The 17,252-nt window shown below is 62.0% G+C and carries 15 protein-coding genes and 1 pseudogene; 6 read left to right on the top strand and 10 right to left on the bottom strand.

What is annotated here, in order from left to right; all coding sequences use genetic code 11:
* Positions 1-517: 517 nt before the first annotated feature.
* Together PR017_RS17930 and PR017_RS17925 are read left to right on the top strand one after the other, a co-directional pair.
* Positions 518-1,228, top strand: a complete 711-nt coding sequence (locus tag PR017_RS17930) for a ParA family protein (protein ID WP_111217273.1) — start codon at positions 518-520, stop codon at positions 1,226-1,228.
* Complete coding sequence (locus PR017_RS17925; protein WP_111217271.1) at positions 1,225-1,626, top strand: hypothetical protein; 402 nt, start codon at positions 1,225-1,227, stop codon at positions 1,624-1,626. Before PR017_RS17930 ends, PR017_RS17925 begins: the two co-directional genes overlap by 4 nt.
* 51 nt (positions 1,627-1,677) lie before the next feature.
* On the opposite strand, the gene PR017_RS17920 is transcribed toward PR017_RS17925, so the two are convergent.
* Positions 1,678-1,809 (bottom strand): hypothetical protein, encoded by a 132-nt coding sequence (locus PR017_RS17920; RefSeq protein ID WP_275113008.1) that lies wholly within the window; start codon positions 1,807-1,809, stop codon positions 1,678-1,680.
* Between the two features lie 267 nt (positions 1,810-2,076).
* Here PR017_RS17920 and PR017_RS17915 point away from each other — a divergent pair, with 267 nt between their 5' ends.
* Genes PR017_RS17915 through PR017_RS17905 form a run of 3 tightly spaced genes read left to right on the top strand, consistent with a single transcriptional unit; the run spans position 2,077 to position 4,026 of the window.
* Positions 2,077-3,279: a DUF1173 domain-containing protein gene (locus tag PR017_RS17915; protein ID WP_111217269.1), complete on the top strand. Its 1,203-nt coding sequence runs from the start codon at positions 2,077-2,079 to the stop codon at positions 3,277-3,279.
* A gap of 55 nt (positions 3,280-3,334) precedes the next feature.
* A complete protein-coding gene (locus tag PR017_RS17910) occupies positions 3,335-3,691 on the top strand; it encodes a WGR domain-containing protein (protein WP_341798960.1) in 357 nt (118 codons plus the stop codon).
* A 56-nt stretch (positions 3,692-3,747) separates the two neighbouring features.
* Positions 3,748-4,026, top strand: a complete 279-nt coding sequence (locus tag PR017_RS17905; protein WP_111217267.1) for an HU family DNA-binding protein — start codon at positions 3,748-3,750, stop codon at positions 4,024-4,026.
* A gap of 49 nt (positions 4,027-4,075) precedes the next feature.
* On the opposite strand, the gene PR017_RS17900 is transcribed toward PR017_RS17905, so the two are convergent.
* The 8 genes and pseudogenes from PR017_RS17900 to PR017_RS17870 form a co-directional block, all read right to left on the bottom strand.
* On the bottom strand, positions 4,076-4,384 hold the full coding sequence (locus PR017_RS17900; protein ID WP_111217265.1) for a DUF736 domain-containing protein: 309 nt from the start codon (positions 4,382-4,384) through the stop codon (positions 4,076-4,078).
* A 503-nt stretch (positions 4,385-4,887) separates the two neighbouring features.
* Positions 4,888-5,148, bottom strand: coding sequence for a hypothetical protein (locus tag PR017_RS17895; RefSeq protein ID WP_206423121.1), 261 nt, complete (start codon positions 5,146-5,148; stop codon positions 4,888-4,890).
* Positions 5,141-5,359, bottom strand: a complete 219-nt coding sequence (locus tag PR017_RS17890) for a prevent-host-death protein (RefSeq protein ID WP_240538878.1) — start codon at positions 5,357-5,359, stop codon at positions 5,141-5,143. The genes PR017_RS17895 and PR017_RS17890 overlap by 8 nt, the downstream gene beginning before the upstream one ends.
* A gap of 150 nt (positions 5,360-5,509) precedes the next feature.
* Entirely contained in the window at positions 5,510-6,553 is a 1,044-nt protein-coding gene (locus PR017_RS17885) for an ArdC family protein (protein WP_240538877.1), read from the bottom strand.
* Positions 6,554-6,836: 283 nt separating this feature from the next.
* Positions 6,837-7,418 carry a hypothetical protein gene (locus PR017_RS17880; protein ID WP_111217261.1) on the bottom strand — a complete coding sequence of 194 codons (582 nt, stop codon included), beginning with the start codon at positions 7,416-7,418 and terminating at the stop codon, positions 6,837-6,839.
* A 253-nt stretch (positions 7,419-7,671) separates the two neighbouring features.
* A complete protein-coding gene (locus tag PR017_RS17875) occupies positions 7,672-8,325 on the bottom strand; it encodes a hypothetical protein (RefSeq protein WP_111217259.1) in 654 nt (217 codons plus the stop codon).
* Positions 8,326-8,365: 40 nt separating this feature from the next.
* Positions 8,366-8,539, bottom strand: a pseudogene (locus tag PR017_RS28440) (DUF7007 domain-containing protein); the annotation flags it as partial.
* Between the two features lie 357 nt (positions 8,540-8,896).
* Positions 8,897-10,597, bottom strand: a complete 1,701-nt coding sequence (locus PR017_RS17870) for a ParB/RepB/Spo0J family partition protein (RefSeq protein ID WP_111217372.1) — start codon at positions 10,595-10,597, stop codon at positions 8,897-8,899.
* Between the two features lie 322 nt (positions 10,598-10,919).
* Here PR017_RS17870 and ligD point away from each other — a divergent pair, with 322 nt between their 5' ends.
* Positions 10,920-11,966 (top strand): non-homologous end-joining DNA ligase, encoded by a 1,047-nt coding sequence (gene ligD, locus PR017_RS17865; protein WP_111217257.1) that lies wholly within the window; start codon positions 10,920-10,922, stop codon positions 11,964-11,966.
* A gap of 177 nt (positions 11,967-12,143) precedes the next feature.
* Here the strand turns inward: ligD and PR017_RS17860 are convergent, their stop codons facing one another.
* Complete coding sequence (locus PR017_RS17860) at positions 12,144-17,231, bottom strand: helicase-related protein (RefSeq protein WP_111217255.1); 5,088 nt, start codon at positions 17,229-17,231, stop codon at positions 12,144-12,146.
* Positions 17,232-17,252: the final 21 nt, after the last annotated feature.

Raw genomic sequence — 17,252 nt, 5'->3', positions numbered from 1 at the left:
GCTTTTGCGATTGCCTCGTCGCAACATTGCCTCCCGATTGGGCACGGTGGCGCCATCGACGGCTCGTCCGTCGATTGTAGCTAATTTGTATCACAAATTTGCGTATCCTGCCAAAGAAATATAACCAATTTAGTCACTCAACGCAAGCCGCATTCACAACGGCCGCCGAGCAGTGAAAGCAGCCAGTACCGTCTCCCAGACAGAGGCCTGCCTCGGAGAGACGAATCGACAGATCGCCTGCGACCCGGGCAGTGAACCCGGTATAGAATTGAGTTATATGCCTTAAATCTGGTTCCAGTCACTCACTCGAATTGGTCGTGTGGGCGTGGCATGTGAATGTGCGACATGAATTGGAGATGCATTTGAGACCTGTGAGAGATCTCTCACACGATACTCGCCGCAAAAACTGCTGTTGCGCCTCACGCTAAAATATGACTATATTGGTTATCCGGTCGGCAGTTTTTATCCGGGCTGCCTCGTGAACGCGGGCAGCGCTGGATGGCAGCAGGGAGAGACCATGGCCAGGGTTTACGCGGCAGTCAGCAACAAAGGCGGGGCGGGCAAGACGACCCTGGTAACATTAATCGCGGGAGAGTACGCCCTTCGCCAGGAGCGCGTCCTTCTCGTAGATGCAGACCAACGGCAGAACCTGTCCGGCTGGTGGATGCTCTGCAATGCGAAGGGCAATGCTGCCGAGAACATTGAAGTTGCGGTTGCCGTGACGCACACCGCCATCGAAAACTTGATTCGAGAGCGCGGCAAATCCGTCGACCTGATCATCATAGACGCTGCGGGCGTCGACAGCACCTTGCAGACCACCATCCTGCGTTCTTCGGATCTTGTTCTGTCTCCTGTCCAACCGGCAATCAAAGAGATCGAGGCAGCGGGTCAGACTGTCGCCGCCGTCAACGAGCTGAACGACCGACTGGGACTGACCATTCAGCATTTGAACATCAGGACGCGCGTGACCCTGACGGCACGCAATCTGGAGGCCTATCGATACATCCGCCCGTTCGTCGCCGGTTTGAAGGCGGGAGATTATCAGACCGATCTCGTTGATACCGAGCTCTTCGAGCGCAACATTTATCGAGAAATTCAAAATGGTCTGGGAACGCTGCAGATGCAGGAACTCACCGAGCCGGTCAGGAAAGGCCGGGCGGAAGTCCGGGCATTGGTCGACGAGATCGAGCGCCGGCGGCTCGCGGTGAGCGATGAGGTCGCCGCATGAGCAAGCCAGGTCTCGATCTCGGCGATTTTGCAATGGCGCCGCGCCGCAGGCCGCCTGGTGACGCCACGAGCAACTCGGCTGCGCCGGATGCAGCGCCGGAGGTTGAAACGTCGGATACGACGGGGCCTGCGGAGTCAGCTCCGACTGTGCTGCCGAGGTTGCCGGCAGACGAACGGCGGCGGGCGGCGGAGAATCGCGCCATCGGCCGGGAAGACGCCAGATTGCGCTTGAGCGACCTTAGCCGCGCAAGACAACGAAGCATCAAATTTTATGTCAACGTCGCTCTGGATTATTCAACCAAGGCGCGTCTCGTGCGTGCGGCAACCGAAAACGATGTCAAGATGACTACGATCATGACAGCTGCGATCGATGCCTATCTGACGGACAATGGCTATTGAGCCGGTCGGGCTCTTCAAGGATGGCGAGCCGGTCGATCCGGCGCATTGCCCCTAGTCGGGGGCGAGGCTCTCCAGCTCGACGATCGCATCGGCAAGCTCGGCTTCGATCTGCTGCCGCTCCTCGGTGCTCGGTGCATTCCGGAGTTCGATACGCAACTCGTCGATGTGCTGTTCGATCGTCATCTTCGTCTCCTTGACGTTTGTGGAAGATGATGTCCCGCGGGTCCCAAAGGGAATGACGGGTCAAGGTTCGCGACAGCGACCGGCGGAGCCGGCGTGCGGAGGTGCCGATTTCGCCGGAGCGGAGAGGAGGCGAAATTGGAGGGGCCGCGCGACCTTGAGGCGGCGTTTTCGTTGGGATCAAAATGCTCCATCGCCAGCAGGAAGGTTTGTCTCGTGTGCCCCCGACAGACCCGCCAACGCCCAATCGGCCAAAGGAAGGCGACGATATTGACAAGGCGCTATCGGATCGGTTCAGTGGTCGTGGAAGACGATCACCCTGCTGCCCTCGACATCCTTGCGGATGCCTATGCGCGAAAGATACGTCCCTTTTGCCTGTGCCAGTCTGCGGGCATTCCCATGTATATCGCACGGATCGGCGAGGAGCCGATCGTCAAGCGAATGCCGCTCACCGGCAGCGATCATCATGTTGCGTGCCCGTCCTACGAGGCGCCCTACGAACTTTCGGGGCTTGGACCCTTGATCGGCAATGCGATCCATATCGATGCAGCCGATGGAACCGCGGCCTTGAAGCTCGACTTTTCGCTGACCAAGCGCGGCCCCCGCGCGCCTCTTGCAGATATCCAGGCCAGCGAAGGCCCGGTCAAGAACGAGGCGAGAAAGTTGTCTTTGCGGGGGGTTCTTCACTACCTCTGGCATCAGGCAGGCCTGACGGAATGGACGGCGCATTGGGCGGGCAAACGGCACTGGTTCCAGGTCCATGCTCATCTGGCGGACGCCGCCAGGGAAATGAGCGTCAAAGGCCGCGGCCTGGCAGAACGGTTATACGTGCCCGAAACGTTTCGTGCCGCCGACAAGCCGGACATCGAACGGCGACGCGCCCAAGCGCTGTCTGCGCTGCGGCCAGCAAGCAACGGGGTGAGAGACCTCATGCTCTTGATCGGCGAGGTCAAGGACTTCGCAACGGCGCGCAGCGGTCAGAAGATCGTCGTCAAGCACATGCCCGGATATCCACTCTTCCTGGAGGACACGACCTTGAGGCGGCTTCAGGCACGCTACGCCCGCGAACTGGAACTCTGGAAAGCCGAGGTTGGTTCGCATCTCATTCTCATCGCGACATTCGGCCTCAGCGCTTCAGGATTGATCGTGGCCGAAGACGTCAGCCTCATGTGTACCTCCGAACAATGGATCCCCATCGAGAATATCCACGAACAACGGCTGGTGGAACGGCTGGCACGGCTCAGCCAGAAGAGCGTCAAAGGTCTTCGCTTCAATCTTCCGTCTACAAAGCCGATTGCCGCAGCCGCCCTGCCCCATCGCCGGCAAGGTCCGGTTGCCCTTTACATTGTTCCTCCCGACGCCGACGAGGCTTTCGAGGCGGCGCTGAGCGACATGATAGCCGCGCGGCCGGATATCGAGCCCTGGATATGGCGCGTCGCCGAAGGGGATATCCCGGACCTGCCGGTTCTGTGAGGGCTGGAGGCTTGAGCGCCCTTGTCGATATCGATCCGCAACTTTTTTGAATCGGTTGATCGAAATCGATTCAAAAATCTCGTTGGACGCCAGAATCGACACCGACGATGCTGGTTCCATGATCACCCAGCAATACCACCTTTACATGGAATGTATCGATGCCAAGAGAAACATGGCACGCTACTATGTGCTGTCCATAGAGCCGACATTGTTCGGAGACGCATCGCTTTTGCGGGGCTGGGGTCGGATCGGCAGCCGCGGTCGGCAAAAAATACATCTGTTCGCAGACGAGCGAGAGGCCCTCAGGCTTTTTCTCGAAATCCTGGTCTGGAAACGCACAAGAGGCTATTTTCCTAGGAGTATCTGTGGAAATCCCCCTGAACGGGTAAAAGTTGCTGCGCCGCCGCAATGACAGGGCCCTCCAGACCTGCAAGTGATCATGTTATCAACCATGATGCGGAGGAAAAAATGACGACGACCAACGAAATCGCCGAAAAGATCGCCGATGAGCACGGACTGACCAAGATCCAAGGCAAGGCGATCGTCGAAGGTGTGATTGCCGCCATCACGGCGGCAGCGCTTTCCGGCAGCGAGACGTCCCTGCCGGGCTTCGGCAAATTCAAGGTAAAGCAGACGCCGGAGCGCGAGGGGCGCAATCCGGCAACGGGCGCGACCATGACCGTCGCCGCGTCCAAGAAGCTGGCCTTCACGCCGGCCAAGGCGTTGAAGGACGCCATGAACAGGTAATTGGAGACGGGAACGGGCCCGCCTTGCGGCGGGCCCGTTGGTTTCAGGCTTAATCCCTGTTTGGCCGGGACCAGATGAGCGAAAGGTCGCTCTCGTTTTCGACCTCGATCAGCGTGGCATAGATCGGGGCCGGGAAGGACGGATCATCCAGCTTGACGGAGAGATAGTCGCGGCCCTCAGCGGACTTCTTGCGCCAGGCTGCTCCGAACTCGACGTTGCCTGAAAGGATGCGGAAGTCGGGGCCCTTGTCGGACGCGCGCTCCACGGCGCGGATCGTTGCTTTGACGTTGAGGTTTAGGGTCTTGATGGTGCCGGAAAAGCCGTTGCCGGAAGCGGTGAAAGAGCCGATGTTTGCCATTGTCGTGTTCCTTTTCGAGTTGATCGGACCGCGCCCATCGCGATCTCGATGGCTGTCGATCAGACCGGGGACGATCGGCTCGCACCCGCAGGGCCGCAACGACGTGGAGGGCGGCCATGGCCGAGGCTTTCTTGCCTCGCGAGGAATGGGCGCTTCAGCGCCCAGGGGAAGAAAACGAGCCGGCCGTTGCGCGGATCGATCGAGCCGAACAGCGTGAGGCGCTCTTCGGTCAGACATGCCCTATCGAGACCGCAGTGGACGTGCCATGCCCACGTCGAAAGGAAGGGCAAGGGCAAGCCGCGGCGTTGCTCCACCAGCGACATTCCAGCCCAGCGATCCCCCCGCCTCCTTCGACGCCGGCTGATCGATGCCAGGATCGCGCGACGCCTGCGCGTTTTCGGGCCGACGCCGCCTGCTTAACGGTGCTGGCAATGGTCTTGAGAAAGCCAGGACTGAAGCTGCCAATCGGCGTGGCCGTCTTGACGTCGATGCCATGTCCCGCTCTACCCGATAATACGCGCCAAGATGATCCAGCAGGGGAAATCCAGTCCGGCGCGACGACACTCCATCTGGCCGATGGCAAGGGACAGCCGGTCAGTGCCGGGCAATTGCGACGTCATAGGAAAGAGGAACACTGCGTCCGGCACGGCGGCGGTGCGAACGACGACACAGATGGGCCTTGCCTTGCGGGCCCGGATTCTTCCTTGCGCCGCGCCGCGGCTCTGAAGATAGAAGAGCCGGACGATCTGCCCAGGCTCAAGCATTGCCGGTCCCGATGATATCGTCCAGGCCGGTCATCAATTTTCGATGACTGTCTTGCGGTGCGCCGAGCAATCCGTAGGCCTGCCTGTGCGAAGGACAGAGTGGCATTTCGTCGTCGGCGGTCAGGATGACGAGCTTGTCTTTGCCCCGCCTTGTCAGGCTGGCCGGTTCGACAACGGCCGCCTCGAGGATATCGCCCGAAGCGCGATTCATGTCCGGAAAGGTCAACAGCTCTATCGCCAGGTCTCCATGCCGAATTGCCTAGAATAGGTATTCCATGCGATTCCTGAAATTGGAATCCGCCGCGCTGTGCGGATTGCCGAGCGCATTGAAGCGGCAGGCGCGCCTTCCTTCAGAGCCGATTTATGTCAGCCGAGGCGTATCCTGCGCATCCGGATCAGATTTGGCAGACGCGGATTGCAGTCGCCCTGTGTCCTGAAACGAAGGCCATGCCGCATCGCGTCGTGGCTGCGACTGAAGATCGTGAAGAAAGGCGACGGATCGCTGTGCCTGCGCCGCCGCCTGCACGATGAAGCGTTTGTCGTTTGCAAGCACCTGAACCCAGGCAGCAAGGTAGCTCGCATGGTCAGACCGTGGCTCCATGTCCGGAACGATGCGAAGATCGGCCGCGAGGAAGACCGCTCCCAACTCAGCGATCAGCTCTTCCCGGGCGCGGGCGCTTCGATCTTTCGCATATCTGGACAGGTCGCGATCGAGCCGGTGCGCCGCGCCTGTCCAGTGGATGCTCTCATGCGCCAGCGTTGCATAGTAGATTTCGGCATCCCGGAACGTCTCGATCGGCGGCATCTGGATGACGTCCGCGTCCGGCGCGTAGAACGCATCTGCCCCGCCGTGGCGGATGCTTGCGCCGATGGCGGAAAAGAAGGCATCGGCATGAGCAATCCTGTCGACGGGCCGCGCGTTGATGTCCTGCCCTGTATCGGCGTAACGGTCACCGAGGCCGTCGATCTGTTCGACATTGAAGACGGTGTAGGCCTTGAGGAAGACGATATCACGCTCGAGATCCTGGCCGCTGCTGTCGGTTTCGGTCTTGATGACGCGGTTTGCATAGACCACCATCGAGCCGGTCTCGCCCTTTCGCACGGATGCGCCGAGTTCCTGAGCCTGGCGAAACGTCATCCACGTCGAGGCGCCATAGCCGCGGGCCATCGTCTCCGACCACAGCAGCAAGACATTGATGCCGGAATAGGGTTCGCCGTTGTGGCGCAACGGTCGCGAGACGCGGCCGATGAGATGTGCGCTACTCCAGGGCTGCACCCAGGGACGCACGCCGTCTTCGAGGGCAGCCAGGATTTTGTCGGTGATGCGCGCATAGACATCGGTCCGCGGTTCGATCCTGCTTTCGGTCCTGCCGTCCATTTCCTTCGAGATCTTCCCTTTCATCATTGTTTCTCCACTTCGTCGACCGCGCCGATCGCGGTTCGTCACGGCGGTCGAAGAAGCGGCGGACGGAGGCGCCGCACCCGCTGCCTTAGGCGTTGAACCGTTTCGAGCCTCGCGAGCGGGCCGGAACGTGAGTGGAGGACGGCATGCCGTTGCGGGTCTGCTTCCGGACGCGGCTAGACCGCAATCCGGGACGAACTGCGGCGGCCGCAGCAGCTCCCGGTGACACCGGAAAAGCCGGCGCAGGACGCCGGCCTTTCTGGTGGAAGCGGGTTTGCCGCTTGGTTCAGTCGAAGGCCGACATTTGAACCGATGCGGCCTTTTGGTCGAGCGACGGTGCGACGATCGCCGAACCGGCGCGCTCGTAGGGCTTCCAGGTCTCGCCGGTGATGTCTTCATAGGCCGAGACGGCACCTTCGGCCGCCATGCGCAGCACGTGGGCCTGCAGGCCCATATCGGCTGCGAATTCACGCTTGCGCTGCGCCCGGCTGCCAAAGCCGACCGGACCGTCGAGATCCTCGTCGCGATCGTCGTTGGAGAGTTTGGTCGTGAGATCGCGCGCCTCGGTGACGGCGCGGCTGTAGAATTGCCCGGCGCCATAGGCGGAGCCGACGAAGGAGCCGACAACGCGCTGCATGTGGATCTGCATGGCCTTTTCGGCGAGGCCTTCCTTCAGCGCCTCGGCGCTGTCGATGAGCTGGCGGCGGTGCAGCGCGCGGATACCATCGCTGTCGACGATGGTAAGGCCGAAGCTTTCGCAGATCCGGGTGGCCTGGGCTGCGTCGGGGCAGGCGTGGCGGACCATATCGAGGGTGGCGGCGCGTTGGGCGCTGGGGCGGACCTTGGAGGAGCGGTTGAGCGATGTCATGAGCGTTGTCCTTGTGCGTGGTTGAGCGAAGCCCGGGTCTGCCGTTTTCCGGCACCGTCCCTCGGGTGCGGTCGACACGGACCGGGCAAGCGGCCTGGCCCAAGGTCAGGACGATGCGGACGAGCTGGGTTGGGTTGCGGGGGATGCGGACCGCACCGCGGTCTGCAGCGAACGCGACCGCGCCTTGCGAAGCGCGCGTCGATCCTGCCGCCCCGCGGCGCGGAACGCGACCTTGGACCAGGGCGCGACCGGTTCAGACCGCAGCAATCCGAGGGCCGGTGCCGGAGCCGGCTTGACGTCTTTGCCGGTCACCGGACGACAGCGCCCATGTCAGCGCCGCGCGTTGCCGGCCCGGGCTGACAACCGCCCCACGGTGGGTCCGTCGATCGCCTCTCGGCGCGATGGCCGAGATGTCAGCGCGGCTCGACCGGCTCGTCCTCAAGCGCAGGCTGGAAAACCCGGCAATTGCCGATCCAACGCGTGGCGTTCGGCAAGACACAAAACGGCCGGCACCAGCATCGTGCGCATGCCACGGTTCCGTCGACCGCCGGCTTGAGTTTGCGCTGGTCCTGTTTGGCGGACGCCATTGGCGCGGCGCCTGACGTCCTGTCCCAGCCAATGACGCTTGAGGGGTTCGCATGTTGGCGGTCTCGGCGACCAGATAGCGCCGCTGCTCATCTGCCGGCATGAAAGGTTCGGTCGACCGCCGTCGGGCCAATGGCACGATGCATTCGACGAAGCCCGGATGGTGACGCGGCTGAATGGCCGAAATTACCACCCAGCGGCCGGCATTGTCGCGCTCGAAGCGGCTGCGGCCCTTGCCGCGCATCTGCCCCGGCTCCAGAAATTTGCCTCGTCGATCCTCCCAAACTTGCGGATAGACGTTGCACAAAAATGTCGTCCACATGGCGCTTCTCGAACGCGGTGAACAGATCGGGCAAGGCGATCACCACGGCCACCCGGGCGCAGTCCTGTTCGTAAAACCACGCCCGACGCGCAAATCTGAAGGAATCCAGCCTGTTGCGCTCGGGGGAAGGTGCAAAGCCGCCATGGCCGGCCGTGCTGTGGGCAACAATGCCATCGGCCCAACGGACGGCGTGCTGCGACGGCCCCCACCGCATCGACACCCGTGCGGATAGGGTTCTGCGATCGAGATCGGCCAATTGGCCGACACGGATCGCCCGTTCCTCGCCAGTGCGCCGCAAGGCGGCCTCGCCGACCGGCTCGTTTGGCCTGTCGTGAAAATAGGCGATCGTCCACGTCTGGTAGGTCTCGCCAATCGCCCTGCCGTGGCGAGGTAAAAGCCGGTGTCTGTCGGGATCGTGGCGAAAGCGAAGTCGCCGACCAGAGCGGATGCGAGCTCAGCGCGGGTCTGTCCGTCAAGGGGAGATCGTGCGGACACGATGTGCTGCAGTCCTCGGATGGGACATGTCCGCCGCCGGCAGGCCGGCGGCGGACAGAGGGGTTGATGTCTGGGGCTACTCGGCCGCCTCGCGGAGACCGTCGTCGTCAATGGCCCTGGTGGTATCAGACGGCGGAATGACGTCCTCTGTCGTTGCGTCGGTCTCGTCATCGTCCTCGAGACCGGATATCGGAGGCGCAAAACGCGTAGCCCACGCCAGAACCTCGGCGCGATCCGCTGCGATCGCTGCCGCCGGCAGGATCAGGCGGCCATCGGCGAAGTGCTCGACCACAGCGGCGCGAATATCCTTGACCTTGATGCGACCGGGAATTCCTGCCGCTTCCGCCACGGTTTCCAGCGCGCTACGCGAGAGGCATGCGAGAAAGTCCTCGCGCGCCATGGTGGGCAAAAACTGGTCAGCGCCTACGGCGTCGCCGGCAATGCGAGCCACCAGTCCGCTGTTGGAGCGATTGCGGCGAAGCGACAGCACCTCGATCAGGACGGAGCGGGCGACTTGCCCGAGGGTTTCGCGATCGAAGGACAGCCTGCCGTCCTCGCCAATCAGCCGGGCCGCCTGCGGTGCGCATTTGGCATGACCGGAGGGATTGTCGGACGCGCCGCTGGCGATCGTGACGTTCTGCCCGCTGAGAGCAAGGACCAGCAGCGCCGTCAGCGTATCGTCCTCGATCGGTGAGCGCGCGAGCGCCTCGTGAAGGGCATCGGTGCGCAGGTCGCCGATCATGTCGAGACCCTTCTGGGTCACATCTGGCCGCGCCTTCGAAGCCTCGACTTCCTCCATGGGGGTTTCGACACCATCGGCATCCTTGCCCGGCGTCGGTTTCTTTGTTTCGGGCATGCGATAGGTGACGGTTTGAACCGAGCCATCGCGCGCGTTGATGTACCAGCCCGTCAGGTCGCCCTTCCCAGGCCTGCTGTAGACCTGTTGTGCCTTGGCAGGGAGTTTGGCCTGCCCGTATTCATTGGCCTCGATGATAGAACCGCGCTTCGGCAGATTGTTGGCAAGCCACTCCTGCTGGGCACCGAGAAACGCCTCGACATCGGTGGTATAGCGACTGTCCTCGTCGGCGGGTGCAAACAGGTCCTCGACCCAGGTGATGCCGTAGGCCTTCGCCAGGTCGTCACCGAAGCGTGCATTCTTGGCAAGCATTCGGGAAGTTGTCAGGGCGCGAGCCACTTCCCACCAGGACACCTGGGGGTCCTGTTTCTTTGGCTTGTACTTCTTCCAGACCTCGGCCTGGTCGGCCTGGCCGGCGGCGGCGATTGTGCGCAGTTGCTGCTCGTTCGGCATATCGCCACGCGCCATTTGGTCGAGCATCGCGGGCAGGATGTTGGCCAGAAGCCGCAGCTTTCTGATCTGCCGGCTGGGGAGCGCAAGCGCCATGGCGATCGACTCCTCGGTCCATCCGAGAGCCACCAGCCGTTCGATGCCGCGCCACTGATCGACGGGGTTCAGCGGTTCGCGGGCGATGTTCTCGGCAAAGGATTGCATGGCGGCGAGATCGTCGGAAGGATCGGCTAGCAGCAGCGGGATTTCCATAAGATCGGCGGCAATGGCCTGGGCGGCTCGGCGGTGACCGAAGACAATGATGTAACTGTTGCCGCCTTCCGGATCGAGTTTGACGATCGGCGGCTGCACGACGCCGATGGCCCGGATCGATGCGCAGAGCAGCGCATCGGACTGCGGCGAGGATTTCGACTGGCGCGAACGGTTGGGGTTGTCCTTCAGGCTGCGCGGATCGGCTGTAATTATCTGCATGGGAATGACCTCTTTGAGCTTCGGGCGGACGGACTGTCCTTGCCTCCTCGTCTTCTTCTCGAAGACATCTTGCGAACCGCAGGGCGGGGCAGTGGCTGCAATTGTGCCGGAGCAGACCTGGCTTGCGGGAGAGCGAGGCACACCTGCCTTGCGCGGCAAGCGGGCCCGGTCTCGGCGACCGGCGCGATTGAGGGAACCGTCTGCCGATGGACCGTCCTTGCGAACCGGTTGCCGTCTCCTTTTCCTCCCCCATCTTTTTCTCCCCTTCTCCATGTCCCAGCGATGTCACACGATTTTAAGCAATTGCTGCTGAACTCTGGCCATGACAAAGCCGCCGCGCCAAAAATCCCAGCCGCTTTTGCGGGAGATGGATCTCCCGATCCGCTCGCGACCGCGCAAACCCCGCGATCCGGCGCAGCCGCAACTTCCCTTCGACCCGATGCCTGATCGCATCGAACCGTGCCTGGCGCTGTTGAAGGCAAAGCCGCCGCCCGGACCAGACTGGATCTATGAAATCAAATGGGACGGCTATCGCGTGGCGGTCCACATCGAACCGAATTCGGTGCGGATCATCACCCGTGGCGGTTATGACTGGACCGACAGGTTTCCCGCGATCGCCGTCGCTGCGCGCAAGCTCGGCGTAGGAACGGCAATTCTCGATGGGGAAGCCGTCGTCCTTGATGCCGAGGGCCGATCGGATTTTGGGACGCTGCAACGGTCACTGGGCGGACGCGGAGGCAGACAAGCGTCAGACGATGCCATCCTCTACGCATTCGACCTGTTGTATTTCGACGGGCATGACCTGACGAACATGGAGCTGTCGGGCCGCCGTCTCCTCCTGGAAGACCTGATCGGCGAAAGCGAGGGAGTAATCCGCGTCTCGCAGGAGGTCGAAGCGGATGGCGCGACACTTCTGGCGGCTGCATGCGAGCACGGCCTGGAAGGCATCATCGCCAAGCACCGCGACAGTGCCTACCGCTCGGGCCGGCTTGGCGACTGGCTGAAGATCAAATGCATCCAGAGCGAAAGCTTCGTGATTGTCGGATACGAGCCGTCGACCGCGGCACGCGGCGGGATCGGCAGCCTGCTGCTCGCGGCCTACCAGGGCGACGCGTTCGTCTATGTCGGTTCGGTCGGGACTGGCTTCAAAGAGAAAGACACTATCGAACTGCGCCGGATGCTCGACACGCTGAAGACCAGGCGTGCTCCGGTTGCGGTCGATAAGAAGGGGGCCGTCTTCGTTCAACCGACACTGATTGCCGAGATCGAATATCGAGCCTGGACCGACGACGGCAAGTTACGGCATGCCTCGTATAAGGGCCTGCGAGATGTGCAGGACAATGCGGCGATCTACAAGCTAGGAGTATAGCACGCTCAAGGGCCCAAAAACCAAAGGGCGCTCGACCCTTTCGGGGAGCGCCCTTCCAACCCAGACGATTTCAGACGCGCGGCAATCGCCACTGTGAGGCAAACCATCGAAACGGGTGATGAGCGATAGATGTGTATGGTCCGACCCCGTTTCAAGTGACCGCAGATATGCCGCCGTTCACGCGACTTCCTGGCGATCCTCCTCTGGTTCGTCGCCGGTTGCCGCAAGATCCCTTTCGATCTCGTCCAGTTGGCTCAGCTTGAGCTCAAGTTCGGCTTCAAATGAGAAGCTTTCGCCCAGACGCGGCGTGTAGGAGGCGAGGCGACGTTTCGCATCGGCGAGCCGATTGCGATGGCCCCCGCGCTCCAGTTCAAACCCGCCGAGCGCATGCTCGAGCCGGGAGATGGCCCCAATCGGCGTCGTGGTGACGGCCAGGTCGATCTCGTAGTCGCCACCTGTGCGTTGAAGGAGTGTCTCGTAGCGGTAGCCATCCTTACCGAACCGTTCGCCGTGATAGGCGACATGGAAGCCGCCGATCGTGGCAATGATCACCTCTTTCTCCTGCTGAAGCTGCACCAGTGTTAGAATCTCCTTCATCACCGCACGGCCCGCGAGCTTTCGCTCGTCGAAAGTGTCTTCACCAACCTGCATGACAAAGGCATCGCCGGATGTCGGGACCAGTTGCTCGATATCCTTGCCTACATCCTCAATCCGGCGGCTGGAAAATTCGATATCCCGTTCAGCGTCGCGGATCTGGCGCCGGATCGCATGCTGATCGTCGATATGGGCGGCGCGCAGGCGATCGAGGCGGGCGATCTCGGCCTCCAGCCCGGCCTTTTGCATCAAACGCTCGTCGCCTGACGCGATGGCCTTGGCCATGGCAAACTGGTTTGCCTGCCCCTCGCCCATATCCTCTAGCCGGCGGACGCTGGTATCGCCGGACAGTGCAGCCGCGATGAAGCGGGCCTTGCGCTCGTTGTTCTGCCACATGGTGGCGTCGAGGCTCCCGAGCGTGGAATAGGCGAAGATATCGACCTGGTCATGCTGGTTGCCCTGGCGAATGATGCGGCCCTCGCGCTGTTCGATCTGCGATGGCAACCACGGCACATCGAGGTGATGGAGCGCCTTTAGCCGTGCCTGGACATTGACGCCGGTGCCCATCGTTTCCGACGAGCCGATCAGCACGCGGACCTTGCCGGCATTGACGTCGTTGAACAGCCGCTGCTTGGCATCCGACGTCTTGTAGTCCTGCATGAAGGCCACTTCCGAAGCCGGCACGCCAAGGCGGACGAGCTCATCGCGGATCCATCGGTAGGCAGAAAAACCACGGGATGCCTCGACATTGATCGTGCCGAGATCCGAGAAGATCAGTTGACCAGCGCCCGGCCGGTCGAACGGCTTGCCGTCCTTGCGACGATACTCTGCCCCTCCCGTTTCCTGCCAGATCCGGTGGGTGTTGGTGACAAGCGCGTTCAGCTTGTTGGTGGTCTCGTTGCCCATGGCCTGATCGACCAGCCGCAGATCGATCGCCGCATGGCGGCCGGCCGTGATGACCGAGAGCAGGATATCATCGCCGGGCTTGGCCGGGCCATCGCGCATCTCGATCGCCTTGATCCGCGCGTCCAGCTGTTTCTGGTAGGACTTGAAAGCGGCCGTCGGCTCGGCGGTGACGATCTGGCGCTTGCCGCCGGAGACCTCCGGCACTTTCACATAGGTTTTCAGATCGACCGGCAGCACGACGTCGGCGAAAGATCGGAACATGGCAATCAGTTCCGGCACGTTGACGAACTGGCTAAAGCGCGTGACCGGTTTGTATTTACCCGACGGCTGCAGTTCGAGTTCGGTCGAGGTATCGCCGAAGGTCGATGCCCAGGCATCGAACTCGTGCAGACCACGTTCCGACAATGCTTGCGGATCCATCATCCGTTGCACGGAGAACATCTCGCCGAGCGTGTTCGTGATCGGCGTTCCCGAAGCTAGCACCAGCGCCCTGCCGGGGTTCTTCGTCTCGATGAAGCGAGATTTGACGAACAGGTCCCAGGCCCGCTGCGAACCGTTCGGATCGACACCGCGCAGCGTTGACATGTTGGTGGCGAAGGACAGCTTGCGGAATTCCTGCGCCTCGTCGACGATGATCTGATCGATCCCGAGCTCCGAGATGGTGAGCAGGTCGTCCTTGCGGGTGGCGAGTGCTTCCAGCCGTTCCTTGTGACCTTCCTTCGTGCGCTCGATGCGCTTGCGCGATAGCCGGTCGTCGCGTTCGACCTTGGTGAGCAGATCCTCGTAAAGATCCAACTCGTCCTGAATCATCTGGGCCTCGAACGATGAGGGAACGGGGATGAAGCGGAACGCCGAGTGGGTGATGATGATGGCATCCCACTTGGCGGTCGCGGCCCGTGACAGGAAGCGATGGCGCTTTTCCCTGACGAAGTTGGTCTCGTCGGCAACCAGGATGCGGGCATTGGGATAGAGCGCCAGAAACTCGCGCGCGGCCTGGGCGAGGCAATGGCCGGGCACGACCAGCATCGCCTTGTTGATCAGGCCCAGCCGGCGCTGTTCCATGATGGCGGCCGCCATGGTCAGCGTCTTGCCGGCGCCCACGGCATGGGCGAGATAGGTGCTACCTGCCGAAATAACCCGCCAGATCCCGCGTTTCTGATGCCCATAAAGAGAGAAGGCGCCTGAGGCGCCCGGCAGTTGGAGATGATCGCCGTTGAAGGCTCGCGGCGCGATGTTGTTGAAGGTGTCGTTATAGATCCGGGCCAACCGGTCGGTGCGATCCGCATCCGACCAGATCCACGACTGGAAGGCGGACTTGATCTTGGCGAGCTTTTCCTTGGCGGCTTCCGTCTCCACCGTGTTCAGCACCCGGCGCTCGACCTCTGCGTCCCGAACCGTGTCGAAGATCTGCGGCAGGCAAGAGTTCAGCGCATCGGACAGGAGCTGGCCGGCATGGCGGCGGTGGGTGCCCCATTCGGTCGTGCCTGATGCCGACCATTCCAGTTGGCGGGCGTTGACCGTCCAGGTCGCCAATTCCGGCAAATGATGAATGGAGATGTCGGCGTCCATCGTCTCCTTGATGAAGGCGACAACGTCATCGGCCGGGATCCATGGCGCGCCAAGGCGCGCGGTGATGTCGGAGGGCCTGAGATCGGCAGGTTGGACGCGCTCCAAGGCCGTCACGTTGCGCGAGAAGATTGGATCGAGCTCGGCGGCCGCGCGGGCAACAGCAAGCTTCGCCCGAATTGGACCGGAGAGATAGGCATCGGCCATCTGCCAGGAGCCGTCGGACGGATTGCGGAAGATGGCGTCGCCCAACGCGCCGACCACATCCTCCACGTTACGGTGCAGCAGTTCGGCGATGTGATCGGGATCGACATGGCCGCGTTCATTGAGCACCACGGCGAGCGCATCGACAGCAGACGTGATGACCGGTGCCGCCGGCGGGGCGATCACCCGTTCGGTGAAGATCGGGCCGGGTTTGGCGGTGTTGGTCTCCAGATCGTAGTCTTCGATCGAGGCCACCAGCCAGCAATCAGGATCGTCGCGGAAAGGCACGATGTTGGGCCGGCGATGGACCTCCCTGGTCTCACCGGTTTCCGGATCTTCCGATGTCGAGACGGTGGTGAAGTTGATCGGCCCGAATTCTCGTACGAAGCTCGACCAGGCGATGCGCAGTGATACCTGGGCCGTCTGCCATGGTTGATCGCACTCCTGAAGCTTGAGCACCAAGCGGACCGCATCGCGGATCGGGATGAGCTTGCGGATGATCAGCGCATGCTTGACGAAGATGCCATCGCGGCTGCGACCCTTCCTGATCTCCAGCGGAACCGCGACGCCGTCCACCACCTGCATCAAGACCGCGCCTTTGGCGATGAAATAGCTGCCTTCGCGAACCTTTGGATCATCCGGGCGCTCTGCCATGGCTTCCGCGACTTCGTCCTCAAGGGCGAAGTCAATTGTGGACGCCTCACCGGCGTAGATGCCGGCGGGCAACTGACCGATCGTGGCGTTCAGGCTCGTTTCGAGATCATCCCCGATCGGGAGGCAGGCATAAGTCTCGCCGAAGGGACCTGAGGTGATGGCATGGCGGCCCAGCACCATGTCGGGATGCTCCGCGAACCACCTGTTAACACGGACGCAACCGCCCTCGCCTTCCACCTGGACATCTGCGAGATCGAGCCAACTGTCGTCTCCAGCCGGCTCGCCGGTTCGGCGCTTCCGGAAGAAGAGAAGATCGACAACGACGTCCGTGCCGGCGTCAGCGCGAAAGCTGCCTTCGGGCAAGCGGATCGCGCCAACGAGATCGGCCATGCCAGCGATGTGTTCGCGAGCGCGGGCATCGGCCTTGTCCATCGTGCCGGACGACGTGACGAAGGCGGCCAGGCCGCCCGGCTTCAGCCGGTCGATTGACTTTGCGATGAAATAGTCATGCAGCCGAAAACCGAGAGAGCGGAAGACCGGATCGCTTTTTACCGTGCGATCGGAGAACGGAGGGTTGCCGATCGCCAAGTCGAAATGCGCCGGTAACTCTATTCGCGCGAAATCGCCGCAAACGATTTTGTCCCGCGGTTGCAGCAGCCGGACGATACGGGCGGTGACGGGATCGAGCTCGATGCCGGTGACATGACTCACCGTCGAAAGCGACTCCGGCATCAGCGCCGGAAACATGCCTGTGCCGATCCCCGGTTCCAGGATCCGGCCGCCCTTGAAGCCCATGCGGATCAAACCTATCCACATGGCCTGAACGATAAACTCCGGCGTGAAGTGGGCATATTGGGTGCAACGCGCCAAAGACGCGTAATCACTCGGCGCTACGGCGCTCTCAAGATTGCCACCGAGCTCTTCCCAGCCTTTGCGAAAGGCGTCGTCGCCCGGACGCCGGAAAATGCCGTTGGCCAGATCCGAAGCACCGAAGCCGGTAAACTTGATCAACTTGGCCTGCTGTTCAGGTCGGGCCGGCACTCCGTGACGATCGATCTCGTTGGCCAGCAGGATTGCGGCAATATTGTCGCGTGCCCGGTCGCGCCACGACTTGGCGAGACCGCGAGAACCCTGCAGCCGGAAATTTACCTTCGTCCGCATCTGTGGCGTGGTTTTCGATTCTTTGCGGAGCGGACCGGCTGCCGCCGGTGTCGAGGACCGGGGGTCGATATCAATATCGGGCGCGAAGTCTGCTGCGAAAGCCGGCATACCGAGATCGAAACCGGATGCGAGAGCTGTATTGCCGAATAGGTCGATGGTGAAAGGATCGTCATGCGCCATTGAAAACTCCTGTGAGTGGGC

The sequence above is a fragment of the Rhizobium tumorigenes genome (genome assembly GCF_003240565.2).
Classification (GTDB): Bacteria; Pseudomonadota; Alphaproteobacteria; order Rhizobiales; family Rhizobiaceae; genus Rhizobium; species Rhizobium tumorigenes.
Note: the sequence above shows the minus strand (reverse complement) of the source record. Positions and strands in the feature narration are given on the sequence as shown.